The sequence below is a fragment of the Alistipes sp. AF48-12 genome (assembly GCF_003477565.1).
In the GTDB taxonomy this organism is placed as follows: domain Bacteria; phylum Bacteroidota; class Bacteroidia; order Bacteroidales; family Rikenellaceae; genus Alistipes_A; species Alistipes_A hominis.
Map to the genome: position 1 here is coordinate 53,789 of NZ_QUDJ01000015.1, position 24,438 is coordinate 78,226.

The following is a 24,438-nucleotide window of genomic DNA, read 5'->3' on the forward strand; positions in this document are numbered from 1 at the left end:
ATTATATTTGCAAACAAATAAGAGTTGTTTGACAGCATGAGAAATATAGTGTATCAAAGCACTTTACCAATTTCTTATCCGTTGCCTATTCTCATGCGAGTTTCTTTTAATCTATTTGTAGTCAATTAAATACCTTCAGACTACATCAAATATAACAAATATAATGATACTTGAAAGAAAAGCCCCCGCTTTTTTGAGGCGGGAGCTTTTTTCCGTCTATCTGCTCCAGATGCAGCGGTAGTTGAACCGGCGGTTCGGAGCCGTGTCCCCGTTCAGGCACAGCGAGATCGGATCGTTCAGGTCGGCCGGGTTGTCGCTCCACTTGAAATCGAACACGAAACGGTCGCCGCCGAGTCCGAGCAATTCGCGCGGAACGGAAACTTCCAGTTGGTTGCCTGCGTAGCGCATCGGCAGATCGGCCACTTCCGTCCAGTCGCCTTTGGCGCTGTCGTAACGCATCAGCGTGGTGGTCTGATCGTTTTTGATCCGCTTGTTGATCAGGTAATCGTATCCGTACCATCCCGTTGACGGATCGTTGTCCGCGTCGATCAGCAGCAACATCCAATTGTTGTCGGTGCACGGGGTCAGCGCGTCGGCCGTTTCGGCGTAGAACGCCACCTGCTTCTTGTCGACGGCCACTTTGGCGGTGATGATGTCGTTGCGTCCCGAATTGTTGACGTAATGGATTCCCGCGTAACCTTTGGCGTCGCGGTGGAAAACGTCGCCCTTGGTATCGCGGTATTCGGTGGTAGCCCCCGCCCAGTCGTCGAACCGGCCGTCGATCTTAGTTTTTACGTAGCCGGCCAGTTCCGGGATCGGACGGATTCCTTTGTAGCGGCGGATGTTCTGCGCCATTTGCATGTAATAGTTATCCGTGTATCCGCCTTTCATCGGCTGGATGCCCCGGTTGAATTCCATGTTGTACTGGTCGACGAAGAAGAACGGGCTGTCGCGGTTCAGCCAGACGGTGGTCTTGCCTTTGCCCGGATGGTATTTCCCGGCGGTCCATTCGTTCCAGTCGTTGATATACAGGAATTCGGGGTTGGCCTGCAGGGCGTCCTCCCAGCGTTCCTGGAAATAGATTCCGTAGTTCACCGGGTCTTTTACGGTTTTCCCGAGCCAGGGCACATAGGCCGATTTGGGCATGTCGTGTTCGTCCAGCTCCGGCTCGCCGTACTTTTTCGACCACGATTTGCCGACTCCCATGCGTTCGCCTTCGATCATCGTGACCGGATGCTGGGCCGGCGTGACGGCGGCCTGTTCGCGTTTGCCCTTATGGGTCGAGAGCAGTTCCTCGGGTTTCATATCTTTGATCCGGGGATCGGCCATGTTGTATCCGAAGCTCCAGTTGTCCTCGGTTCCGATGAAACGCTCGTTGGCCCATTCGTAGTAGCCCCACCACATCGTGCGCAGCGTGAAGAAGTTTTTCACGTCGTCGGAATAATCCGTATAATATTTAGCGGTATAGTACGGGTCTCCGTAATGCGGATTGTTTTTGTTGGTCACGGCGTCTTCGTCGTAGTGCAGATTCGGGTGCGGCGTATCCTGTCCGTTGGCGTCGTATTTCGGGGTGCCGTTATAGAGCAGCAGCGGTTTGCCGTCCCAGTAGAACCACAGGTCGGGGTATTGGTTTTTCTCGTAGATGCGTTCGTAGAGATCCTGCACGACGGTGATGACCGGGCCGTTGAACGCCCAGAAACAGAATTTGGGCACTTTGTTGCCTTCGGCCTTCATCTTTTCCATCGTTTTGAAGATCACGTCCCATTCGTCCCAGTAGCGCACCGCGTTGGTGACGTCCATGATCATCACGTCCACGCCGGCGTCTGCCAGCATCGAGATGTCCTTGCGGATCACCCATTCGTCCTGGCTGAGGAAGTAACCCATTTCCGGTTCGGCGTAGTGGTACGAACCTTCCGTCCACAACGGATTGTCGGCCTGCAGGCGCGCGTTCGGATCTTTTTCGAGGATTTTGGTCACGTCGGCCGTGTAAGGGCTTTTCAGTCCAGCCAGTCCCTGGGTATGCCAGGTGATGTAGAAGATGCCGACGATGCGGCGCTGGTCGTTTTTCACGGCTCCGACCTCTTCGTAAGAAGGCATCGTGCGTCCCACGGCGTCGGTGGCTACCCAGGTGTCGGGATAGATGTCCCGGTATCCGGCGGTGTCGGCGGCGCTTTGCTGCGCGGGATTACCCGCCGCGAGCAGCCCCGGGGCCAGCAACAATGCCGGAAGCGACAGCAATTTGTAGATGTTTTTTTTCATCTTGCGGTTAAGTTATCGGTTAATAATATCAAAATAGGCAGATTCGACCTGCCGGCGTTTCCGCGCTTTAAAGATAATGATTTATTGCGAGTGCGAAAAACGGAAGATGCAGATCGGCGTTTTTTGCGATTTCCGGGACGGATTTTTTGGGGATTCTTCAAAAAAATTCCCCCAAAGATATCGGATTTAGAACAAGTATGTTTAAACTTGCACAAACAAGGAAGCCGGATGTTTCATTAAATGTCGGATTTATGGGAGGATTGTTTAGAGAAATCAGAAGAAAAGACCGTGTTTGGGACGACGGGCGGGCCTGGGAATTGCTGGTCCGAGGCGAATACGGTTTTCTGTCGCTGTGCGGAACGAACGGTTACGGTTACGGAATCCCGATCAGCTATGCGCTGTCGGGAAAAAGCGTCTATTTTCATTGCGCGCCCGAAGGGTACAAACTGGAGTGCGTCCGGGCGAACAATCGGGCGTGTTTCTGCGTCGTCGGGCATACCCGGATCATTCCGGAAGGGTTCACTACCGAGTACCGGAGCGTGATGGCGTTCGGAACGGTCGCCTGCTCGCTGCCCGAATCGGAACGGCTGTCGGCCCTCGATCTGCTGGTGGATAAATACAGCGCCGATTTTAAGGATATCGCGGCTAAATATATCGCCGGATCGTTTCACCGGACCGAGATTCTGAGGCTGGATATCGAGCACCTGTCCGGAAAACATAAAGAACTGCATAAATAAAATCTGATCGTCTATGGAAAAAATCGATCCCGCCTGGATTACCGAAAATTTTATTTCGCTGATCGGCAGAGAATGGATGCTCGTCACGGCTGGCGATGCGTCCCGTTTCAACACCATGACCGCCTCGTGGGGCGGGGTGGGGTATCTGTGGAATAAGCCCGTGGTGTTCGTATTCGTTCGTCCGGAACGGTATACGTTCGAATTTATCGAACGCTGCGACTGTTTTACGCTGTCGTTCTTGTGCGAGGAGTACCGGGAAGCGTATAAAGTTTGCGGTTCCCGTTCCGGGCGCGATACCGATAAAGTGAAGGAAGCGGGGCTCGTCCCGTTCGTTACGCCGTTGGGAAACGTCACCTTCGAGCAGTCCCGCCTGACGCTGGAGTGCCGGAAACTGTACACCGGGATAACCGCCGAGGAGCGGTTTATCGATAAGAGTATTTACCGGAAGTGGTACGGAGGGTCCCAGGGCGGAGACCATCGGTTGTACGTGGCCGAGATCGTGGACTGTTGGATCAAGTAAGCCGTCCGTCCGCTGTTTTCGCCGGCTTCGCACGAATCCCCGTTCCCGGAAAAAGTGTTGTTTTTACGCTTATTTGTTTGGTTTATTAAATAAAAAAAGATAAATTTACAGACAGAAACGAATTGTTTAACCAAAAGTCAACTTTAACGATTAAAAAACTACTTGATTATTATGAAAAAACTTTTGTATGCGGCTTTATTCGTCTTGGGGGCTACGGCTTTCTGGCAATGTGACGATCCTGAATGGGAATCTGCGGCGATCGGAACGTGGGGCGCGCCTGAAGTGTCCTTCCCGATTGCAGGCGGGTCCACAGCAGTGAAATTTACGGCGACCAAAGGATGGTCCATTTCCATCGACTATCCGGAAGGGGCGATTCAAAAAGATTGGTGCACCGTATCTCCGATGAGCGGCGGCGCAGGAGACAATGAAATTACCATTACGGCTGCCCAGAACGAGACTTTCGAGGATCGTACGGTCGACGTCGTGGTGCATTCCGGTTCCGCTTCGAAGGTTTACAAGGTTACGATGCCGTCGAAGAACGAACTGGCGGCCGAGGTTCACGAGTTCAAGGATCTGTCTTATGAAGAGCAGATCATCGAAGTGCCGTTGGTCAGCAACGTCGAGTACAAGGTGAATATCTCGCCGGAAGCGCAGGAGTGGATTTCGCAGGTGGAATCGAAGGCCGAGCCGGTGAAAGACACGCTCTATTTCAAGATCGAAACTTACCGGACGGGGCTTCTCCCGCGCGAAACGAGCATTACGCTGACCAACACGGCGCTGGGGGCTTACGAGCAGATCGATATTTCGCAGAATCCCGGCCCGACCCTTGTCGTAGATCCGGCGCTTTCCGAAATCGACGGGAAGAAACAGGAGGTGACCGTTTCGCTGGTATCGAGCGCTGCGTGGAAATTGACGCAGGAGGAAGCGACTGCTTGGTGTAAGTTGACCGGGACCGGTCCGGAAGGAGAAAAAGGCGAATATGAGTTGGTCTTCTCGGTTGAGGAAGCGCTTACCAAGCACGTACCGCCGTATTCACGCTGACGGCCGACACGATGGTGCGAACCATTACGATCCAACAGACCGAACTGGGCGTTGAAAACGGAGCCTTTATTTATAAAGGGGATGCAGCGACGTATTCCAATCCTTCGGTATTCGAAAAGAGCGGCAACCTGATAGGGCTTTATACTTATCCTTATAAGTTGAGCGCTTCGCAGGCTGAATTGTGGGCTGCCAACTCAGGCGTTACTGGCGGAGAGTTCAGAAAGGGAACCTTATACGTGCATTTCGTGCTGGATCTGCCTGCTAGCAATATGAAGCAGTCTATCCGTGGGGAAGGTTGGGGAAGTACTAGCAAAATGGTCTTCAAACTGTACCGTTGGGATACCGATTACAACACGACGCTGGCCGGCGATCCGATCATTACCAATACGATTCCGTACACCGAAGGTAAGCACTACGATATGCTGCCGAGCGGCAAGACCGTAGCTCCGGGCGAATATATGCTTTCGCTGGAAGCTACCGATACCGATATCAATAACCCGCAATACTGGTCGTGGGGTAAGGCGAATGACAAGTTTGTCAAAGGAGCTTGGTGCGGAAAAGAGGAAATGACTGCTAATTTCCCCGAATTCTATTGCGTTTACGACACGAAGGTGAACGGTTCGGGACAGGTGGCCTGCAAAACTTCCACCGACCTGGGCAAAACGTGGAAAGATCAGGCCGACGAATCTTTCGCGGCTCTCAGCAAGAAATGGCTCGGCGATTATACGGTCGCTTCCAATTTCAATTTCACGACGTTCGACGGATATTATTACGTGACTTTCGATAAGGCCGGTGATAAGGGTATTTGCGTAACCCGGTGCAAAATAGCCGGCGGCGATTGGGAATCGTGGAACGGTTCGGGCTGGTCGGCCGACGGAAAAACTGCCGTATGGACGAGCTCGACCCCCGTTTCGCTGGTCGGGAAAGACGGAGCCGTGTACGCTTATTATATGGACGGCGACAATGTGGTGTCGGTTAAATACGCCGGCGGCGACAACTGGCCGGCTTCCGGACAGCAGAGCGTAGGCTATGCGTTCACCGAAGACGCTCCTGCCGAAATCGACGTGAAATACCATGCGGGCAGCAGCGAATATGTTGCGACTTACGTGACCGCCGACCGCGAAATCGGGACGCTCACGTCGACCGACGGCGTTCGGTTTACCGTAGCCGATCCGCTGCCGGTAGATTCGTACTACCTGTGGGCCGGCGCTTCCGGCGTGCGTTATGCCGTCGATGCGGCTACCGGTACGGTGAAGGCGAAATCTTACATCTCCTATAAACGCGGAGAAGGTACGAAAGGATTGTATGCGTTCCCCGAGAAATAGCATACGTTCGTAATTCCTAACGAAGAGGAGGTTGTCCATCGGGATAATCTCCTCTTCCCTTTTATTCGGATCGCCTGCCGGGGAAATTTCGAAAAAACGGGTACGCTTTTGGTGCGATTCCGTAGGGTGCGCCCCTGTTCAAGCCTGCGCCGGACGGGGAAAATCCGTGCATAAAAACGAACGGGACGAATCCTCAGCGGCGGAAATCGGGCAATCGCCCGGAAGAAATGCGAATATTTTTTTGTTTTCGGAAAAATCACTATCTTTGCAAGCCCGTAAAAGCGGGCACGGATCACATAATTAAACAAGTATTAATTTTTTAAACCTTAAAAACAGTGGAGTCACTAAGCTACAAGACAATCTCCGCCAACGCTGCGACCGTCACCAAGGAATGGGTTTTGATCGACGCAACGAACGCGGTATTGGGACGTCTTGCCGCCCAGGTAGCCAAAATCCTGCGCGGAAAAGACAAGCCGAGTTTCACTCCTCACGTTGACTGCGGTGACAATGTCATCATCATCAACGCCGAGAAGGTGAGACTGACCGGGAAGAAGCTCACGGACAAGGAGTATGTCCGTCATTCGGGCTATCCGGGAGGCATTCGGTTGACCACGCCTGCCGAATATCTCAAAAAAAATCCCGAATTCATTATCGAGAAAGCCGTGAAAGGCATGTTGCCCCGCACGCGTCTGGGGGCTGCGCAGATGCGCAACCTGAAGGTGTATGCAGGCGGCGAGCATCCGCACGCCGCTCAAGCTCCGAGAACAATCAATTTAAACGAGATTAAGTAATGAGTATGGAAGTTGTAAACAGCGTTGGACGTAGAAAAGCTGCTGTAGCTCGCGTTTACGTGAAACCCGGAAAAGGCAACATTACGATCAATTCGAAGCCGCTGGCTACCTATTTTCCGTTGGAAATTTTCCAGTATGTCGTAAAACAGCCGTTGCTGGTTACCGACAATACCGAAAATTTCGACATCACGATCAATCTGGATGGCGGCGGAATCAAGGGTCAGGCCGAAGCCGCCCGTCTCGGGATCGCCCGTGCACTCTGCGAAATCGATGCGGAGATGCGGCCGATCCTCAAGAAGAACGGTTTCATGACGCGCGACCCGCGCGAGGTTGAACGTAAGAAACCCGGACAACCCGGAGCACGTCGCAAGTTCCAGTTCAGTAAACGTTAATCACTGCGTTCACCGGGCACAGAACGGGAACAAATACCGGAGACTGCGATTTTCGTACTACTCTGTTATTGCCCGTCTGCGGAAAACCGCGGGGATTGTCCAGGACACTACCGCCGCGGTTGATGTAAAGAGAATTTTAATCAGAGATTTATTAACGATCAGAAAACAATGTCAAGAACTGATTTTAATCAATTGTTGGAAGCCGGAGCTCACTTCGGTCACCTGAAAAGAAAATGGAATCCCAAAATGGCTCCTTATATTTTCATGGAAAAAAACGGGATTCACATCATCGACCTGCACAAAACGGTGGTAAAGGTCGATGAGGCTGCCGCAGCCCTGAAGCAGATCGTCAAAAGCGGTCGCCGCGTGCTTTTCGTCGCTACGAAAAAGCAGGCTAAGGAGGTTGTCGCAGAAAAAGTATCGACCGTCAACATGCCTTACGTCACCGAGCGTTGGCCGGGCGGTATGCTTACAAACTTCCCCACTATACGTAAAGCCGTCAAGAAGATGGCTACCATCGATAAATTCACTGCCGACGGCACCTACAACAACTTCTCCAAACGCGAAAAGTTGCAGATCAGCCGTCAGCGCGCCAAACTCGAAAAGAACCTCGGTTCGATCGCCGATCTGACCCGTCTTCCGGCGGCTATTTTCGTGGTCGACATCCAGAAGGAAGCCAATGCCGTGAAAGAGGCGAAACGTTTGAACATCCCCGTATTTGCAATGGTTGATACTTGTTGTGATCCGACAGATATCGATTATGTGATTCCCGCCAACGACGACGCGACCAAATCCATTGCCGTAGTGCTGGATGCCGTTGTCGGCGCCATTGCAGAGGGGCTGACCGAACGCAAGCTGGAAAAGGAAAAAGAGGCTGCCGAGGCTCCGAAAAAAGAGGAAAAAGAGGCTAAGCCGCGTATCCGGAAAGTAGCCAGAGCCGAAGCTGCGAAAGCGGAAGTTCCAGCCGAAGAAGTCGCTGCCGAAAGCGGAGCTGCGGAAGCTCCTGCCGAAGAGGCCGCCGCCGAGTAATGACATTTTAATAAAAACAGAAGATCATGGAAATAAAAGCTGCTGATGTCGCCAAACTTCGTAAAATGACCGGTGCAGGTATGATGGACTGCAAAAAGGCATTGATCGAAGCCGATGGCGATTACGACAAAGCGCAGGATATTATCCGCGAGCGTGGAAAGTTGGTTGCCGCCAAGCGCGCCGACCGTTCGGCTACCGAGGGGGTGGTCGTTTCCAAAATCGTGGGTCAGAAAGGGTATATGCTTTGCCTTGCCTGTGAGACCGACTTCGTGGCGAAGAACTCCGAGTTTTCGGCGACCGCCAATGAAATACTGGATATAGCCATTGCCGCCGATGCCGCCGATCTGGAGGCGCTGAACGCCGTGGCTGCCGACGGACGCACCGTTGCCGACAAAGTGACCGAGAAATCGGGCCAGACCGGCGAGAAGGTGGAACTGGTTTTCTACGCGAAGATCGAAGCTCCGATGTGCGTAACCTACATTCATACGAACCACAAGCTGGGTACGTTGATCGGGTTCAACAAGGAGATCGGGATGGAAGTCGCCAAGGACGTTGCCATGCAGGCTGCGGCTATGGCTCCGATTTCGATCAGCCGGGAGGATTGCGATCCGGCGGTGATCGAGCACGAACGTTCGATCGGCCGCGAACAGGCCCGTCTGGACGGAAAGCCCGAGGCCATGTTGGATAAGATCGCCGAAGGAAAGGTGAATAAGTTCCTGACCGAAAATACGTTGTTGAGCCAGCCGCTGGTGAAGAACAACAAGTTGTCGGTGGGCGCCTATATCAAACAGGACGATCCGCAGGCTACGGTCGTCGCTTACAAACGTTTTTCGCTGAACGATTAATCGTTTCGGCGGGATTTCATGTACGGCCGGACACCGATCGGTGTCCGGCCGTATTTTTGATGACAAAAATGCATATTTTTGTTGTCCGTTTCGAATAATGAATTATTTTTGTCCGAAAGAAGACCCCGTATTTTGCGATCGGTTTCGTGAAAAAGGCGGTTTTATAGTCCGATTTTATCGGAAAGAATAGGGAATTTGGTTGAATGAATGAACCAGGGGAAAGTCTCGCTATTTTTATTTCGGCGGGTAAAATAATAATACAAGTTATTGCCGGATTAAAAAAAAAAGTTTAACTTTGGTTTTGATTTGAAGCCAAATTAATGCGTTATACTAAATTAAAAACCTTGTTTTATGAAAAAGTGCCTACAACTTAGCGTTTTACCTCTTTTATTGTCGGCAGTGCTTTTTTGCTCGTGTAAGGACGACAATCCGGGGAATCCCAACCCGATCGTCGACGCTTCCGTGCAGGATGCAAAAGTGACAATCGATCAGGCAAACAAAAGGATTGATGTTCTGTTCTACGAATACAATCCGCTCTCGGCCGTCGAGATCACATTTAAGTTCGTCGATGGAGCTTATCTGTATACGCCTCTGATGAAGAATCCGGCTACGCTGGATCTGTCGAATGCGAAGTACGGTTCGACGATCGTCGTACAGACGGGCGACGATCTGGTGTATTACGACGTATACGGCGCAGTCGATTACCCGATCATGGGGATGGTCGCTACCGCCGATGACGGAACGATCGAAGGACGTGTCGTATTCGACCAGAGTACGCGTGAAATTACGGTCGAATTCAACTATGTGATCGATCCGACGAAGGTCGACTGTTCGTTCACGTTGAGTCCGGAAGGCGGAAAGTTGATCGGCCTGACGAATCCGTGCGTTTTGGATATGTCGAAAGATCAGACGATCAAAGCAGAATCGAATAAAAGCGGCGGTGAAGTTACTTATAAACTGAAAGCGGTGCAGAGTGCGGACGTTTCGATCGTTCCCGACGGTTGGGAAAAAGTGTCGGGCTATACCATGCCTTCGCATATGGCGCTGTACAAAACCAATATGCTGTATGAAAACGAAGCTTATGTGCTTGTTGCGGATAAGCGGGCCAAATTCTCCGTGCTGAGTAACGGTTACAAATTCTTGACGACCCTTCCCGAATTTTACCAGCAGGATCCTACCGCGGCGGTGATTATCAACGGCAGTGCGACCGACGATATGATCGTAGTCGACGGCCAGGTGGTCAATCAGGGTCGGCAAACGAGTACTACGGGTTTCGGCGTAACCAAGACGGGAACGGTTCTGATCGGCGATAAATTTAAAGTCGAGTGGGATAAGGTTAAACAGAACGATAGCACGGCACACTATGCTATGTATGCAGTTCAGACGTTGATCGAAAAAGGTACCAAACAGGATAATCTGGATGCCGAAACCAAGGATGCGCGTGCCGCCATCGGGGTTACTTCCCGCGGATATTATGTATTCTTCGTTTGCCAGAAATACACTTCGCCCGGTATTACGGTGGAGCAGCAACGCGATATCATGGCCGACTGGGCATGTTATTACGCTGTCGGTCTGCAGGGCGGATCGGGTTCGTGTATGCTCGTCGGAGGGCAACGGACGATCTATTCGTCGAAGACAGATGCGTCTACCGGACTTACCGATAAGGATTACTACAAACCGGTCGGATGCGTAGGAGTCCTGAAATAATCGAGCTATAGAGATTCGTCGGAAAGAGGATGCAGTGTCTGAATTGCATCTTCTTTCTGTTTTGCACAACAATATCACAAAGAGAAGGAAAATAAGTTCAAAAAGTCCTTTTTTGTGTTTCTTTGTCAAATTAAAACGAAAATGGCTTGCAAAGTTGAAAAAATGATTTATTTTTGATTCTAAGCTACGACAAGGATTATACCTTGTGACATTAAAAAAACCTTATTGATAATTTGTCTATGAAAAAGTATTTACAAATCAGCGCCTTATGTTTGGTCGTATTGGCGGCGGGCATTTTCAGTTCCTGCAAGGACGACGAGTCCGGCTCGTCGAGCCCGTTGCTCGGGATGTCCGTGCAACTGGCTGCGGCGGACAGTACCGTTTCGACACGGATCAATATCGATCATGCCAACCGCCTCGTGACCGTTTCGCTTAGCCAGGAAGCGCGCGATCTGAGTCATGTTCTCTGTACGTTCGACCTGGTCAACGGAGCGTCTCTTTATACGCCGAGCGTAACGAATCCGGTCGAGTTGGATCTGAGCGACGTGAACGGCGTAAATATCCTCACGGGCGACAACATCGTATGCTATAAGATCGTAGCGGAAGTGGACAGCCCGATCAAGGAGGTGAAGGCGTCTTACGGAGGAGTCGAAGCCGTAACGAGTCTCGACAAAAAGTCTCGTTTGATCAATGTTTATTTCGGCAGCGATCCCGTGGACTTCACGCAGGTTCAGGTGGAATTCGTGATTTCGGCGATCTCGTCGATGGTCGATCCTACGAGCACGAATCTAACGATGGATCTGTCGGCCGATACGACTTATGTGAAGGTTCAGAACGACCTGGTGGGTACGGCTACCTACAAGATGATCTGCTGGAACGATCCTTCGGATAACAATCTTGCGATTAAGCGGAGTGCGGACGTGGAAGTCACCGACAACGGCGGCGGCAGCTATACGCTGAATACGACGGGTACGGCTCCGACCGTCTCTACGTCGATGTTCCCGGTATCGGCCGGTTCTGTGGTTTCGTTCTCGTACAAGGCAACCAAAGCGATCGGTCGCCCGAGGTTGAGTCTGGATGTGAATAACAAGAAATTGCAGATGCTCGGTTACGAGATGAACCAGGCTGACGATTGGACGGAATATGCCGTAGATTTGGGCGGCGTTTACTTCGATATGGGATCGGAACTTGCACCGGGTTATCCGTTGACGCTCTCGTTGGGCAGCGAATCCGGCGTGACGATCGAGATCAAGGATATCCAGGTACGCGAAAAGAACTATGAGGAACAGATGTTCGCCGACAACGCTTATTACTTCAAGTTTGAAGACGGCAAGACCGGAAACAATTTGAAGGTGAACGATGTGACTACGGATGAACAATTCCTTACCTATAAGTTCACTCCGAGCGGCACTTCCGATCCGTATGTTTCTGCGAAGAGCCGTGAAAAAGCGGTAACGATCAATGACAATCAGATCTATTTCGAATACAAGAGCGAATCACCGTTCGAACTACAGTTGTTCTGGCAGGCAGTAGCCGATTCATGGAGCGGCCGCGCCGGGTATATGCTTCCCGTTTCGGATGTTTGGGTTGCCGTTCATATGGATTGGACGGATCAGGTGAAGAGCATCTTTACGACCAATCCGACGGCCGGGGATGCGGGAGCTCCGTTCCGCTTCGACTTGGAAGACCTGAAAGATCATAGCGGCGGAATGATTGCTAACGTACCTATTTACGTTCGTAACCTGAGAATAGGTCAAAAGAGTTACGAATAGTTCGGACCGGAGGTCCCGTTAATATTCAAAGAAAGCGCTGCGGCATTTGTCGCAGCGCTTTCTTTTTAGTTCGCGAACGTTTGCAAGGAATCCTATCGGATATAAGCCGGCGATCATCATGATTAAGACCTTCGAGAGCATAACGGTACCGTTTCGGGCGATTTCCGATTTGTAGGTGGGATCGGGAAGAGGTGGGCAAGGGGGAAGCCGTTTCCGTACCTTGTCGCTATTGGTTCTGCTGGGAGGAGTTGCCGGCGTAGGAGCGGTTGCTTTAGGCCCTTCTAACCTACCGCGTTTGCTGCGACCCGTTCGATCTCCTGGAGTTCGACATACCACAGGTATCCCGTTACGGAACGGTATCCCATATCCCGGAGCAGCCGCATGTAGGCTTCGATTTGCCGGGTGTGTGCCGTTCGTTTTTTGCGTCCGAATTTGTAGTCGATCACGACGGCTTCGGTTCCCCGGGTCAGTACCCGGTCGGGTCGCCGTACGGTCGGGGCGTTCGGGACGAGAATCGTATTTTCGTTCCGTACGGCGCTCCAACGGCTGTCGAACCACGACGCGATCAACGGATCGTCCAGCGCTTTGTCAAGCAGGGCCTGTACCTGCTGCGCTTCGTTGTCCGACAGAAGACCGTTTCGGCGCATCTGCTGCAGCCGGGGCATGATCTCCGTGCGGTCTGCGACCTGTTCGAACAGCCGGTGCATGAGGATGCCGTGGTCGCGCAGCGACGGGGCAGGAGGATCGTCCTGTTCGAAATAGCGTTGCGAACTCAGCCTGAATTTCAGTTTGCTGTGGTTTTTCTCTACCGGGTAGGAGGCCGGGTAACCGGTGGCGGCATGTTCTTCTGCAGGGGAGACGGCGGGAGTGCCGAAATCGTAGGTCAGTCCTTGTTCCGTTTCCGAAAAATGTCCCTGAAGCGTTCCGATCTTCGCATTGCCCTCGCCGTCGGTTTCGATGGAACCGAGAATCAACTGGTGAATGCGCGCCGTGTTCTCCTGCGCGCTCCGGGGGAACTGGATGTGCAGTTCCTCTTCGGCGCGGGTCGCCGCCACGTAGAACAGGTTGATGTTATCGATTTGGGCGAGAACCGTTTCGCGGAAATAGGCTTCCGAAAAGTAGGATTCGGCCAGCGCTTTGTTCCATTCGAGAGGAACGTGTTCCAGTGTGTCGAACGGAGCTTCGGGGCTTCGGGCCCACAGCAAACTGCCCGTTTTGGGTTGCAGGCTCCAGTTACAGTAGGGAATACATACGGCTTTGTACTGCAGTCCTTTGGACTTGTGTATCGTGATGATATTGATGGCGTCTCGGTTGCGCGGCAGGTGGATCGATTGGGTGCGTCCCGATTCGTCCCACCATTGCAGGAAAAGCGGGATATCGGCGATCCTGGAAGTTCCGAATGCGTGGATCTGTTCTTCCAGCGCCTGTATGTAGGCGATCTCGTCTTTTTTCTCCGCGAGCCGGTAGAAAAGGACGATTTCGCTGAACGCTTCTTCGAGGGAAAGCAGCCGCAACCGGCCGATCCATGCGCTCTCGTCCGGCGTCGGCGGTTCGTCCAGGTTGCGCCCCAGGTAGCGGTTGTAGAAAGCTATGCGGATCCTGTCGTCCGGAGACGATGCGATTTGCAGTACGGCGATGATGAAGCCGACGGTGTCGGAGTTGCCTATTTGTAGGGCTTCCTGCGTAACGACGTCGTAACAGTACGGCGTGTCCGGGCGGGAGCCTTGTAGTCGAGCAATTGCCTGGCTACGGCTACGCCCTGGGCGTTGGTGCGTACCAGTACGGCGATGTCGCCGGGCGCGTAACCGCGCCGTTGCAGTTCTTCGACCGTTTCGATGACCGGCGTTCGCGCCGTTTCTTCTTCCGGCGGATCGTATGCCGTGATCCGGACGTATCCGGCCTGCGGAGCGCGGTGCTGCTTTTGCTTTAGGTCGCTGTAAGCTTCCGCCAGCATGTCGGTCAGTTCGCGGCGCAGGGAGGCCGATACGGTTCCCTCCCCGGCGGACGCGTCGAGCAGCCGGTTCAGCGATTCGTTGGCCGACCGGACGCACCGTTCGATCAGGTTGTTGTTGAAGGCGACGATCGTTCCCGAACTGCGATAGTTCGTGTCCAGGGTTTGCTCGGCGATCTGCCCGAACGCTTCGCGGACCTTCCGTCCCAGAATCTGCCAGTCGCCGCCCCGCCACCGGTAGATCGACTGTTTGACGTCGCCTACCAGCAGGACGGGAAATTCGTCCTGTTGCGCCACGGCGTTTTCGAGCAGCGGGACGAAATTCTGCCACTGCTGCGACGAGGTGTCCTGGAATTCGTCGATCATGAAGTGCGAGAACGTATTGCCCGTTTTTTCGTAAATAAACGGCGTATCGTTGCCGGCGATCAGCTTGTTGATGATCGAGTTGGTTTCGGAGATCGGGATCAGGTGCTGTTCGGCGCAGACTTCCGCGATCTTTTCGTTCAGGTTGTTCAGCAGCGCGAAGCTGCGATAGTTGGTTTGCAGCAGCCGGGTCGTGTTCAGAAAACGGAAATTGCGGTCGAACGTTTCGCAAAGCCGCCCGAACAGTCCGCGCAGTTGCGGAACGAGGCTCAATATCTTCGCTCGGTGCGGCGATTTGGCGCTGACCCATTTGTCGTCCGAACCGAGGGCGTCCTGCACGCGTTTACCGTAAGGGACGATCTCCCCGTTGTTTATCCGCGTCAGGTAGCCGGTGCAGCCTTGGCGGCCGTAGGCGAAATCTTCCGGACGCAATCCCGCGTCGGCGATCACCGCCAGCGCTTCGGAGGCGGTTCGCCGCATTTCGTCTTTGACGGCCCGGCTTCGGGCGATCGCCTCGCCTACGACGGCCGTCAGCTTTTCCGGCGTGACCGGTTCGCTTTGCAGTGTTTTGTACTGTTCCCTGAAAAGTTCCCTGCCTAAGGCGACGATTTCGCTGCGAACGTCCCATTTGCCGTTCCGGTCGATCTGCTCCTCGGCGAAACGGACGATCCATTTCCGCAGTTTGTCGTCCGTGGCGATCGCTTCGATCAGACGGTCGGCGGCCGTATCGAGCAGCGGATCGGTTTGCAGTTCGAGGTTGAAGTTGATGTCGATGCCCAGCTCTTTGATGAACGAACGGATGATGCGCTGGAAAAATTTATCGATCGTGACGATGGTGAAATGGCTGTAATCGTGCAGTATTCGGGTGCGCGCTTCCCGGGCCCGCCGACGGATCGTGTCGGGGGGCAGTTCCAGGTCGCGCACCAGTTCGGGCAGGTATCCGTCCGGCGCGCCGCAGGCCAGGCGGTTGATCTCGCTGATGATCCGTTGTTTCATCTCCTCGGTAGCCTTGTTGGTAAAGGTGACGGCGAGGATATGCCGGTAGCGTCCGGGATCGCGAATCACGTTGCGGATATAGGCGTAGGCCAACTGGTAGGTTTTACCGGAACCGGCCGAAGCTTTCAGGATTTTGACATTTCCCATGTAACAAAAAAAACGCTTGTATGCGTTAAAGGTATAGAAAAGATTGATAATCTCGCATAAAATAGTATTTTTGTATCATAAAAACCGGATGCCATGAAAAAGTTTTTGGCGCTGGCCGTGCTGATGGGAATTGCAGTGTTGCCGGCTTTTGCACAACAGGAGATTAGAAGCGAGGGATCGCTGGATTTTTCGAAAGCGGATCTGAGCGGGAACCTGACCGTGAAGATGATTCGATCCGACACGGCGCGGATTGCGATCAAACTGCAGGATGCGGAGATCAATCGGTTGAATTGGGGCGTTAAGGACGGTCTGCTGACCGTTCGGCTGAAACCCGGGATGAACGGCAAGGGTAGCGCCGACGTGACGCTCTATTACGACAGCCTGTCGTCGGTGAAAGTTTCCGGAGCCAACGTATCGGTTGCGGGGGTATTGTCGGCCGTTATGCTGGACATAGACCTGTCGGCCGGAGCGACTTTCGGCGCCGAGCTTGCGACGAAAGACACTTATATGAAAGTAGCCGGCAATTCGGTCGCCAACGTGACCGGAACGACGAAATATTTTACGCTCGTGACCGGGGCCAAGTCGAAGGTGGATTGCCGGTCGCTGACGGCCGAAGATGTGCGCGTCGAAGCCGGATCGGCTGCCGAAGTTTATGTGAACGTGACCGAACGTCTTCAGATGACTGCCGATACCGGGGGCCGCGATTTTCTACAAGGGTTCTCCGGAGATCCTCCGGTCTTCGTCGAAAATGCTGGGAACGATCAACAATATCGGGCAATAAGGATATTTCCGGTTGCCGAATGGAATTTACGGTGCCGTCCGGTTTGCGGGCGGCATTTTTTAACAATACGATCCGATGCGGGGATTCATAACGGAAGTGGCCGATGCGCTGTACCGGCGCTACGGGGACGACATATCGTCCCTACGGTTGGTATTCCCGAACCGCCGGGCGCAACTTTTCTTTTGCGATGCGTTGAGTTCGTTGATTCACAGGCCGCTGTGGCAGCCCGCTTTCGTTAGCATCGGCGAACTGATGGAACGGTTGTCGGGCCTGCGCGGCAGCGACCGGGTCAAGCTGATTACCGAACTTTACAAGGTTTATTCCCGTGTTCACGACGAGAGTTTCGATACCTTCTATTTCTGGGGGGATATGCTGTTGGCCGATTTCGACCAGATCGACAAATACCTGATCGATGCGGATATGCTGTTCTCGAACATCGGCGATTTGAAAGCGCTCGAAGGCGATCATTCGTATCTGACGGACGATCAGATCCGGGTGATTCGGCAGTTTTGGCAAAGTTTCGGCTCCGGGAGTTCCTGTTCCGACGAACAACGGCACTTCCTAACAATCTGGGAGTCGCTGGCCGATATTTACCACCGGTTCCGCGAGTCGCTTTCGGCGCAGGGATTGGCCTATGAAGGCATGGTTTACCGGGCGGCTGCCGAGAGACTGCTCGACGACGAAGCGGTCGCCTTGCCCGGCGATGCGGACGGCCGTTATGTCGTGGTCGGATTCAATGCGCTGTCGGCCTGTGAGAAACGATTGTTCAACCGACTGAAAAAAAGCGGCCGCGCCGAGTTCTACTGGGACTACGATTCGTATTACGTCGATCATAAAGATTACGAGGCGGGGATGTTCCTGCGGGACAATATCCGAGATTATCCGCCGCCGCCGGAGGCGCGGATCGGGCACGACCATTTCGGAGCTCCCAAAGAAACGGTCGTCGTTCCCGCGCCTTCCGACGCTTTGCAGTGCAAGTACGTCCATACTTTTTTGCAGGAACTGATCGACCGCGGCGAAACGCCGGATAAGGAGACGGCCATCGTGCTGACCGACGAATCGCTGTTGCTGCCGGTGCTGTACGCCGTTCCCGGCGCGGTCGATCAGTTGAACATTACGATGGGGTATCCGCTGCGGCAGACGACGGCTTATTCGTTCGTCGAGCGTCTGATCGGGCTGCAGGGGCGCAAGCGGGTGCGGAGCGGAAATACCTGGTTTTATCACAACGACGCGCTCGGCCTGCTGGAGCATCCGTACATCCGGCAGAGCCAGCCCGAAATCGCTTCCGCGTTGGCGGACGGTATCCGGCGCAGCCGGTCGGTGTACGTCCGTTCCGGGCTTTTCGAGGTCGGGGGGACGATCGGACAGGTGTTCCGGACGACCGGTTCATGGCAGTCGCTGTCGGACTATATACGCGGCTGCCTGGCGCATGTCGTCGCGCAACCGGCCGGGGAGGGACAGGAGGATGCCGCGCAACGGCGCGAGTTTTTCACGGTGATCGACGAACACCTGGTGCGGATCGTCAATTCACTGGCCGATTCCGGGTTGGAAATTCCGATGCCCGTGTTCGCTTCGCTGCTGCGGCGGACGCTGCAAACGTTGCGCGTTCCGTACGAAGGCGAGCCGTTGGCAGGCGTCCAGATCATGGGAATCCTGGAGACCCGGAACCTCGATTTCAAAAACGTGCTGATCCTGTCGGTCAACGACGATACGTTTCCCGGCAACCGGGCCGTCTCGTCCTCCTTCATTCCTTACAACCTGCGCTACGCTTACGGCTTGCCGACGCCGCAGCACCACGAAGGGGTTTATGCCTACTATTTCTATCGGCTGATCCAGCGCGCCGAGCGGGTGCATCTGGTCTATTGTTCGCGCAGCGACGACAAACGCACCGGCGAGCCCAGTCGCTACATTTACCAGCTCGAATACGAGTCGCCTCACAAGCCCGTTTACCGTCCGATCCGGCTGGGGGTCAATCTTTCGGCCCGGCAGCCGCTTTCGGTCGATAAGACCGGGCGGGTGGCCGATGCGCTGCGCGCTTACTTGGACGGCGGACAGAAGCGTCTTTCGCCGACGTCGTTCTACCATTACGTCGAATGTCCGCTGAAATTCTATTTCCGCAGCGTCGCCGGATTGTCGCCGCAGCAGGAGATTGCCGAAGAGGTCGATTTGCCGATGTTCGGCACCATCCTACACCGGACGATGGAGCTGCTGTACGCGCCGTTGCTGGGCGATCCTGCCGCCGGGCCGAAGATCGGAGCCCTTGTCGGATCTGCGGCGGTGAAGGCCGCCGTCCAGCGGGCGATCAACGAAGAGTACCTGCGCGACGAAGGGGCGGGGGAAGAGGAGTACGGAGGGAACCTGATTCTGGTGCGGGATGTGGTCGCCAAGTACGTCAACAGTTGCATTCTGCCGTACGACGCTTCGCAGACCGGTTTCGTGATGCGGGGGCTGGAAGTGCCGGTAAGCTGTCCGTTCGGATTCGGGGAAGGGAACGGGGAGCATACGGTCGTTTTCGCAGGAAAGTCCGACCGGATCGACCTGCTCGCCGACGGCCTGCTGCGCGTGGTCGATTACAAAACGGGCAAACGGCATATCCGGTTCAAAGATCTCGAATCGCTGTTTTTCGGCGATATCCGCGAACGGAGCGCGGCCGTGTTGCAAACGCTGCTTTATTCGCTGATGCTGACCCGTTCGGAGAAGTGCGACGTGCAGCCGGCGCTTTACTATGTCAGAAATATGCAGGAACCGGATTTTTCGCCGCTGCTGCTGGAGGGGAATACGCCGGTCGTCCGTTTTTCGGAGTACCGCGCGGAGTTCGAAGGTCTGCTTCGGCGCGTATTGATCGAACTGTTCGATCTCTCGAAGCCGTTCGTGCAGTGCAGTAGGCAGGAGACCTGCGCTTTCTGCGATTTCCGCGAAATCTGCCGGCGGTAACTCAGAAGTCGAGCCGGCGGATCACCCGCGCCGGGTTGCCGGCGACGAGACGTCGTCCGGAAACGATTTGGTGACGACGCTGCCCGCCCCGACGACCACCCGTTGTCCGAGAATTACTCCGGGACAGATAACCGCCCCGCCTCCGATCCAGCAGTCGTCCCCGATGGCGATCTCTTTGCACTGCTCGATTCCCTGCCGCCGCTCGCGGTAGTCCATCGGATGGGTGAACGTATAGATCTGTACGGCAGGGCCGATCAGCACGTGGTTTCCGATCCGGACGGGGGCTCCGTCCAGAATAACGCAGTCGAAATTGATGAAACCTTCCGAACCGATATAAAGGTTGTAGCCGTAATCGCAGTGGAACGGCGGCCGCACCAGGCAGTCGGCTGCGGCGTTGGGCATCAGTTCGGTCACGGCTTTCCGGTATCCTTCCGCATCGATCGACAGGGCGTTCAGCCTGCCAAGCCGTTCGGACGCCAGCCGCCGCTCTTCGGCCAACTGCCTGTCCATCGTTTCGAACGGTTCTCCGGCGAGCATTTTCTCTTTTTCCGTCATGCCGCTATTATTTTCCGGTGAATGTGAAATAATAATTCATAAAGAAGTTCCACAGCGTGACGAGTCCGATGGCGATCAGTTTCGACAGGTAGAAATTCAGGCGCGCTTTGTCGTTCAGCAGGTAAATGATGATGTTGTTCAGGATCAGTCCGATGGCCGAAATGCCGACGAACTGGACGTACTGCTGCGCCACCTCCGGGTCATGGCTGCGGAATGTCCACCAGCGGTTCAACAGGTAATTGGTCGAGGCGGCGGCCATGAATCCCAGCGAGTTGGCGATGTATTTGTTCAGTTTCAGTTTTTCTTTGAACAGGAAAGTGATGCCGAAATCCACCACCACTCCGGTGCCGCCGACGACGCAGAATTTTATGAATTGCAGGAACATGTCGCTTATTTTTTCAGGTTTATTTTTACGGTTTTGCCGTTGAACCAGGTTGTTGCGGGCAGGTTGGCGATCGTGAATCCGACCTGGAACGTGCGAGGCGTCAGTGCCGGTACCACGAAGTCCGCGGTTCCTTGCAGTTCGCCGTGCGGGGGTAGCGTGCCGGTTATCGGCAACTTATATCGGTGGGTCGGTTCGCTGCGGTTACGCCATACGATGCTGACCGAAACCGAATCTCCGTCGATTCGGTATTCGTAGGGGTAAGGATTGTGCAGCGTCAGGCGCAAATGTAGCGTGTCTCCCGCCGCGACCTGTCCGGGAAGCGCGTCATAGGCGACGTCGATCCTGCGGACGGGAGTGAAATGCTCCGTTTCGATGTATTCGAACCGCTTCCCGTTACTCAGTTTCAAGCGTCGTTTGCCGGGAACGCTGTCCCAAACCTGCAGGATCGCCGGTTTCCCGGCCATCCGGTCGTCATCGTCCTTCAGTTCGTACTGGCTGGTACGGTAGCGGATCGACGGTTGGGCGTATGCCGTTTGTCCGGTATAAAAACCGTATTTCGCGGCATCCGTATAACTGCCGTCGAAAATAACGGGCCGGCCGTCGGCCGCTGCTGCTATTTCGTTGTAGGAGGCACGGTTGTCGAATACTTCGAACTTCAGTCCCAGCGGATTGAATATCATTTCGATGCGCACCAGCGCGATCAGCGCGATCGTAATCCATCCGACGCGGACGATGTAGCGGCGCAGCCGTTCGCGCCCCTGCGTGAACAGGTACAGTACGGCGATCACGCCGAACGTGGCGGGGATTTCCCACTGCGGCTGTACGTATCCGCGTGTCGTGGAAGCGAGGAAAAACAGAATGAATCCGGCCGAAATACAATTCAGAGCTCTCAGTACCGGAGTGTGGCCTTTGGTTTTCCACCATCCTTTCAAAAATACGGGGAATAGGAACGGGTTGAAAATAGCGAACAGATTCAGCAGGTATTCCGTAACGAACGAGTATTCGAAATCGCGGGTGCGTCCGTCCAGGTGGTAACGGAACGAAATCCAGTCGTGCTGGTACTGCCACCACAGGTGCGGGGCGATCAGTGCGAGCGTCAGCAGGCAGGCTACGTAGAATTTCGGATTCTTCAGTAGCCGGAGGTTCGAAAGCACGATGAACAGCACGACCAGCGCTCCGTGGTATTTGCTGTAAGCCAGCGCTGCGATCATGACCCCCATCAACAGTGCGCTCGACCAGCGGTCGTCCTCGGTAAACTTTTTATAGAACCACAGCAGCAGCGCGGTAAAAAGCATCAGCGGCCCGTCCGGAACGGCGATGAATCCGTACAGTTGCAGGATCGGCATGGCTGCGGCGATCAGTGCGAACAGTCCTGCTTCGCGGCTGTCGGCCGAAGCCGGTCTGACGATTTTCCACAGGACGAACAGGTACAGCGGTTGCAGCAGCGTGAACAGGAAACGAACGCCCAGTTCCCCGCCCAGAAAACCGCCCAGTCTGACCAGCAGCGCGGTCATCGGCGGATGATCGAAATAGCCCCATGCCAGGGACTCCGAAAACATGTGATAGTAGGCCTCGTCGTTGGCCAGTTCGGTGCATCCGGCTTGGATCAGGTTGACGATCCACCATCCGCCGAGCAAAAGTCCCAGCAGCGTATCCGGGTTTTTGGGAACAGGTATGTTTTTTATGCTGTTGTGCATACGGAACCGTTTCGTTCGTCGTTCGTTACGGGCAATGTCCTGCCGCCGGCGAATTTTTCGCAAATGTAACAAAAAAACAGGAATTCGACGTCGGCGGAGAACCGGAGCCGGAGACAGGCGCCGGCGGTTATCCTTCGGCCAGCTCTTTCAGCAGCGCGATCTCCTGCGGCCAACGGGATTCGTCGGGCGTTTCGAGGATCAGCGGCATGTCGTCGAAACGCTTGTCGCGGGCGATGTAACGGAATACCGTCATGCCCAGCGTCCCTTCGCCGAGGCTCTGGTGCCGGTCTACGCGGCTTCCGAGCGGTTTCATCGCGTCGTTCAGGTGCATCCCCCGCAGGTAGCCGAATCCGACGACGCGCTCCAGTTCGTCGAACGTCCGGTCGCAGGCCGCCTCGCTGCCGAGGTCGTATCCGGCGGCGAAGGCGTGGCAGGTGTCGATGCAGACGCCCACCCGGCTTTTGTCTTCGACCCGTTCGATGATGGCGGCCAGATGTTCGAATGCGAAACCGACGTTGCTTCCCTGACCGGCCGTGTTTTCGATCACGGCCGTGACGCCCCGCGTCGCCGCGAGCGTCAGGTTGATCGATTCGGCGACCCGCCGGAGGCATTCTTCGATCGTGATTTGTCCCAGGTGGCTGCCCGGGTGGAAGTTCAGCCGGTCGAGGCCGAGCTGTTCGCACCGCCGCATTTCGTCGAGGAAGGCGGTGCGGGATTTGCGCAGCCCCTCTTCGTCCGGATGCCCCAGGTTGATCAGGTAGCTGTCGTGCGGGAGAATCTGTGCCGGTTGGTAATGATCCGTCCGGCAGTTCTCGCCGAACGCTTCGATCGATTTGGGACTGAGCGGCGCGGCCGTCCACTGGCGCTGGTTCTTGGTGAAAAGGGCGAAAGCGGTCGCCCCGATGGTATGCGCGTTCAGCGGGGCGTTTTCTACGCCCCCCGATGCGCTGACGTGTGCTCCGAAGTATTTCATGACAAACGTTTAATTAGTTCGTTGACGCTGCCGGCAATCCGGGTCGTGTTTTCGCCGTTTTTCACGTCGCCTGCCGTCGGGATTCCGCAGGCGGCGACGTCGCCGGGAGACCGGCGTCGAACAAAGCTACGACTTTTTTGCAGAAAAACCGATGAACGGCAAAACACTGGCCAAATATTGTTATCTTTGCCCAAATCCAATCCGGAAATTATGAAACGGCTGAATTTACTTCTGATACTTGCAGGATTCATAATGGTTTCGAACCAGGGTTTGGCGCAATTTTCCATTTCGAAAGTCCCCAGCGAAGCCGATACGCGGCTCAAAAAGGACTCCGTGAAACCCATCTCCGCCGTCAGTAACGAGTTTTTCAGCGAGGCCCGGTTCCGCGCTGAGAAAAGACGGTTGCGCAAGGAGCGCAATACGCTTACCTGCACGGTGGGACTGAACCTGAACCAGACTAAATTCGACAACTGGGCGCCGGGCGGCGTCAATACTTTTTCCGGGGTGGCCTCGTTGCTTTTTAATCATGTTTATCAGCGTGACCGGCTGCGCCTGGCGACCCGGCTGGATTCGAAATACGGGATGAACGTCATCTCGGGCAAGACCTTTAAAAATATCGACTATTTCATTCTCAACGTGAACAGCGCGTGGAACATATCGCGTTGCTGGGCCTATAGCGCCAGCGTCGACCTGCGCAGCCAATGGACCAAAGGGTTTCGGTCGGCGGACGATAAAACGATGGTCAGCAACATCATGTCGCCGGGTACGCTGGCGCTCGGCGTCGGTTTTACGTTCCGGGCGCTGAAAAAGGACAATACGGCGTGCAAAGTTCCGATCGTGATTACGGTCAACCCGTTGAGCGGTAGCATGACGTTCGTGCTGAGCGACACGCTGTCCAAACAGGGGGTTGCCGGAGTCGAGCCGGGCAAGCACCAGAAGAGCGCCCTGGGCTCGACGATGCGGATCGACCTGAACCAGCCGATCGCCAAAAGCAAGCTGAATTATATCACCTATTTTTACGTTTCCACCAACTACGAGAAAAATAATTACGTGGAGTGGCAGAACACGTTGAATATCAAAATTACCCAAATCATCAACGCGAGCGCGTTCTGTCGGATGATCTACAACGAAGTGCAACCGACTCCTCGCAATAAGCCGTTGCAATGGAACTATACGTTCGGGTTGGGTGTTGCGTATACGTTCAAGAACAAGTGATGACGGAACGGTTTCTGCATAGG

The 24,438-nt window shown here is 54.5% G+C and carries 19 protein-coding genes and 1 pseudogene; 13 read left to right on the plus strand and 7 right to left on the minus strand.

The genetic code is table 11. The features are described from left to right. Positions 1 to 216: 216 nt before the first annotated feature. Complete coding sequence (locus DW082_RS10330; protein ID WP_118458478.1) at positions 217 to 2,259, minus strand: hypothetical protein; 2,043 nt, start codon at positions 2,257 to 2,259, stop codon at positions 217 to 219. Positions 2,260 to 2,519: 260 nt separating this feature from the next. Between DW082_RS10330 and DW082_RS10335 the strand changes: the two genes are divergently transcribed. From DW082_RS10335 to DW082_RS10380, 10 genes are all read left to right on the plus strand, one after another. Then, a complete protein-coding gene (locus tag DW082_RS10335) occupies positions 2,520 to 2,996 on the plus strand; it encodes a pyridoxamine 5'-phosphate oxidase family protein (RefSeq protein WP_118458513.1) in 477 nt (158 codons plus the stop codon). Positions 2,997 to 3,009: 13 nt separating this feature from the next. After that, positions 3,010 to 3,516 (plus strand): flavin reductase family protein, encoded by a 507-nt coding sequence (locus DW082_RS10340; protein WP_118458480.1) that lies wholly within the window; start codon positions 3,010 to 3,012, stop codon positions 3,514 to 3,516. A gap of 171 nt (positions 3,517 to 3,687) precedes the next feature. After that, positions 3,688 to 4,557 carry a BACON domain-containing protein gene (locus DW082_RS10345; RefSeq protein WP_118458482.1) on the plus strand — a complete coding sequence of 290 codons (870 nt, stop codon included), beginning with the start codon at positions 3,688 to 3,690 and terminating at the stop codon, positions 4,555 to 4,557. Between the two features lie 11 nt (positions 4,558 to 4,568). Beyond that, positions 4,569 to 5,882 carry a hypothetical protein gene (locus DW082_RS10350; RefSeq protein ID WP_118458484.1) on the plus strand — a complete coding sequence of 438 codons (1,314 nt, stop codon included), beginning with the start codon at positions 4,569 to 4,571 and terminating at the stop codon, positions 5,880 to 5,882. A gap of 335 nt (positions 5,883 to 6,217) precedes the next feature. Next, positions 6,218 to 6,673, plus strand: coding sequence for a 50S ribosomal protein L13 (gene rplM, locus DW082_RS10355; RefSeq protein WP_055201734.1), 456 nt, complete (start codon positions 6,218 to 6,220; stop codon positions 6,671 to 6,673). Positions 6,674 to 6,678: 5 nt separating this feature from the next. Next, on the plus strand, positions 6,679 to 7,065 hold the full coding sequence (gene rpsI / locus DW082_RS10360) for a 30S ribosomal protein S9 (protein WP_055203430.1): 387 nt from the start codon (positions 6,679 to 6,681) through the stop codon (positions 7,063 to 7,065). 168 nt (positions 7,066 to 7,233) lie between these two features. Then, a complete protein-coding gene (gene rpsB, locus DW082_RS10365) occupies positions 7,234 to 8,094 on the plus strand; it encodes a 30S ribosomal protein S2 (protein WP_118458486.1) in 861 nt (286 codons plus the stop codon). A gap of 26 nt (positions 8,095 to 8,120) precedes the next feature. Beyond that, positions 8,121 to 8,939 (plus strand): translation elongation factor Ts, encoded by an 819-nt coding sequence (tsf, locus tag DW082_RS10370; RefSeq protein ID WP_118458488.1) that lies wholly within the window; start codon positions 8,121 to 8,123, stop codon positions 8,937 to 8,939. A 351-nt stretch (positions 8,940 to 9,290) separates the two neighbouring features. Then, positions 9,291 to 10,646, plus strand: a complete 1,356-nt coding sequence (locus DW082_RS10375) for a phosphodiester glycosidase family protein (protein WP_081032472.1) — start codon at positions 9,291 to 9,293, stop codon at positions 10,644 to 10,646. 239 nt (positions 10,647 to 10,885) lie between these two features. Beyond that, positions 10,886 to 12,418 (plus strand): hypothetical protein, encoded by a 1,533-nt coding sequence (locus DW082_RS10380; protein ID WP_147387000.1) that lies wholly within the window; start codon positions 10,886 to 10,888, stop codon positions 12,416 to 12,418. Positions 12,419 to 12,699: 281 nt separating this feature from the next. Here the strand turns inward: DW082_RS10380 and DW082_RS15115 are convergent, their stop codons facing one another. Together DW082_RS15115 and DW082_RS15120 are read right to left on the minus strand one after the other, a co-directional pair. Then, on the minus strand, positions 12,700 to 13,932 hold the full coding sequence (locus DW082_RS15115) for a 3'-5' exonuclease (protein WP_259335596.1): 1,233 nt from the start codon (positions 13,930 to 13,932) through the stop codon (positions 12,700 to 12,702). 149 nt (positions 13,933 to 14,081) lie between these two features. Further along, on the minus strand, positions 14,082 to 15,875 hold the full coding sequence (locus DW082_RS15120) for an exodeoxyribonuclease V subunit beta (protein ID WP_259335597.1): 1,794 nt from the start codon (positions 15,873 to 15,875) through the stop codon (positions 14,082 to 14,084). Positions 15,876 to 15,968: 93 nt separating this feature from the next. On the opposite strand from DW082_RS15120, the gene DW082_RS15125 reads away from it, so the two are divergent. Then, complete coding sequence (locus DW082_RS15125) at positions 15,969 to 16,895, plus strand: GIN domain-containing protein (RefSeq protein ID WP_147387001.1); 927 nt, start codon at positions 15,969 to 15,971, stop codon at positions 16,893 to 16,895. Continuing rightward, positions 16,789 to 19,590, plus strand: coding sequence for a PD-(D/E)XK nuclease family protein (locus tag DW082_RS10395; RefSeq protein ID WP_259335598.1), 2,802 nt, complete (start codon positions 16,789 to 16,791; stop codon positions 19,588 to 19,590). Before DW082_RS15125 ends, DW082_RS10395 begins: the two co-directional genes overlap by 107 nt. 1 nt (position 19,591) lies before the next feature. Here the strand turns inward: DW082_RS10395 and DW082_RS10400 are convergent. From DW082_RS10400 to nfo, 4 genes and pseudogenes are all read right to left on the minus strand, one after another. After that, positions 19,592 to 20,145 (minus strand): annotated as a pseudogene (locus tag DW082_RS10400) (sugar O-acetyltransferase). 7 nt (positions 20,146 to 20,152) lie between these two features. After that, complete coding sequence (locus DW082_RS10405) at positions 20,153 to 20,530, minus strand: GtrA family protein (RefSeq protein ID WP_055205433.1); 378 nt, start codon at positions 20,528 to 20,530, stop codon at positions 20,153 to 20,155. Positions 20,531 to 20,535: 5 nt separating this feature from the next. Then, positions 20,536 to 22,227, minus strand: a complete 1,692-nt coding sequence (locus DW082_RS10410) for a glycosyltransferase family 39 protein (RefSeq protein WP_118458493.1) — start codon at positions 22,225 to 22,227, stop codon at positions 20,536 to 20,538. Between the two features lie 127 nt (positions 22,228 to 22,354). Then, positions 22,355 to 23,200 carry a deoxyribonuclease IV gene (nfo, locus tag DW082_RS10415; protein WP_118458495.1) on the minus strand — a complete coding sequence of 282 codons (846 nt, stop codon included), beginning with the start codon at positions 23,198 to 23,200 and terminating at the stop codon, positions 22,355 to 22,357. A 210-nt stretch (positions 23,201 to 23,410) separates the two neighbouring features. Here nfo and DW082_RS10420 point away from each other — a divergent pair, with 210 nt between their 5' ends. Further along, positions 23,411 to 24,415: a DUF3078 domain-containing protein gene (locus tag DW082_RS10420; protein ID WP_182424151.1), complete on the plus strand. Its 1,005-nt coding sequence runs from the start codon at positions 23,411 to 23,413 to the stop codon at positions 24,413 to 24,415. The last annotated feature ends 23 nt before the right edge of the window (positions 24,416 to 24,438 follow it).

Bases quoted from the DNA above. Each gene is read 5' to 3' on its own strand.
- tsf (WP_118458488.1), top strand. From the start codon at position 8,121: ATGGAAATAAAAGCTGCTGATGTCGCCAAACTTCGTAAAATGACCGGT.
- DW082_RS10345 (WP_118458482.1), top strand. From the start codon at position 3,688: ATGAAAAAACTTTTGTATGCGGCTTTATTCGTCTTGGGGGCTACGGCT.
- nfo (WP_118458495.1), bottom strand. From the start codon at position 23,200: ATGAAATACTTCGGAGCACACGTCAGCGCATCGGGGGGCGTAGAAAAC.
- DW082_RS10375 (WP_081032472.1), top strand. From the start codon at position 9,291: ATGAAAAAGTGCCTACAACTTAGCGTTTTACCTCTTTTATTGTCGGCA.
- rpsB (WP_118458486.1), top strand. From the start codon at position 7,234: ATGTCAAGAACTGATTTTAATCAATTGTTGGAAGCCGGAGCTCACTTC.
- DW082_RS10405 (WP_055205433.1), bottom strand. From the start codon at position 20,530: ATGTTCCTGCAATTCATAAAATTCTGCGTCGTCGGCGGCACCGGAGTG.
- DW082_RS10340 (WP_118458480.1), top strand. From the start codon at position 3,010: ATGGAAAAAATCGATCCCGCCTGGATTACCGAAAATTTTATTTCGCTG.
- DW082_RS15125 (WP_147387001.1), top strand. From the start codon at position 15,969: ATGAAAAAGTTTTTGGCGCTGGCCGTGCTGATGGGAATTGCAGTGTTG.
- DW082_RS10410 (WP_118458493.1), bottom strand. From the start codon at position 22,227: ATGCACAACAGCATAAAAAACATACCTGTTCCCAAAAACCCGGATACG.
- DW082_RS10350 (WP_118458484.1), top strand. From the start codon at position 4,569: ATGGTGCGAACCATTACGATCCAACAGACCGAACTGGGCGTTGAAAAC.
- DW082_RS15120 (WP_259335597.1), bottom strand. From the start codon at position 15,875: ATGGGAAATGTCAAAATCCTGAAAGCTTCGGCCGGTTCCGGTAAAACC.
- rpsI (WP_055203430.1), top strand. From the start codon at position 6,679: ATGGAAGTTGTAAACAGCGTTGGACGTAGAAAAGCTGCTGTAGCTCGC.
- DW082_RS10380 (WP_147387000.1), top strand. From the start codon at position 10,886: ATGAAAAAGTATTTACAAATCAGCGCCTTATGTTTGGTCGTATTGGCG.
- DW082_RS10330 (WP_118458478.1), bottom strand. From the start codon at position 2,259: ATGAAAAAAAACATCTACAAATTGCTGTCGCTTCCGGCATTGTTGCTG.
- DW082_RS10420 (WP_182424151.1), top strand. From the start codon at position 23,411: ATGAAACGGCTGAATTTACTTCTGATACTTGCAGGATTCATAATGGTT.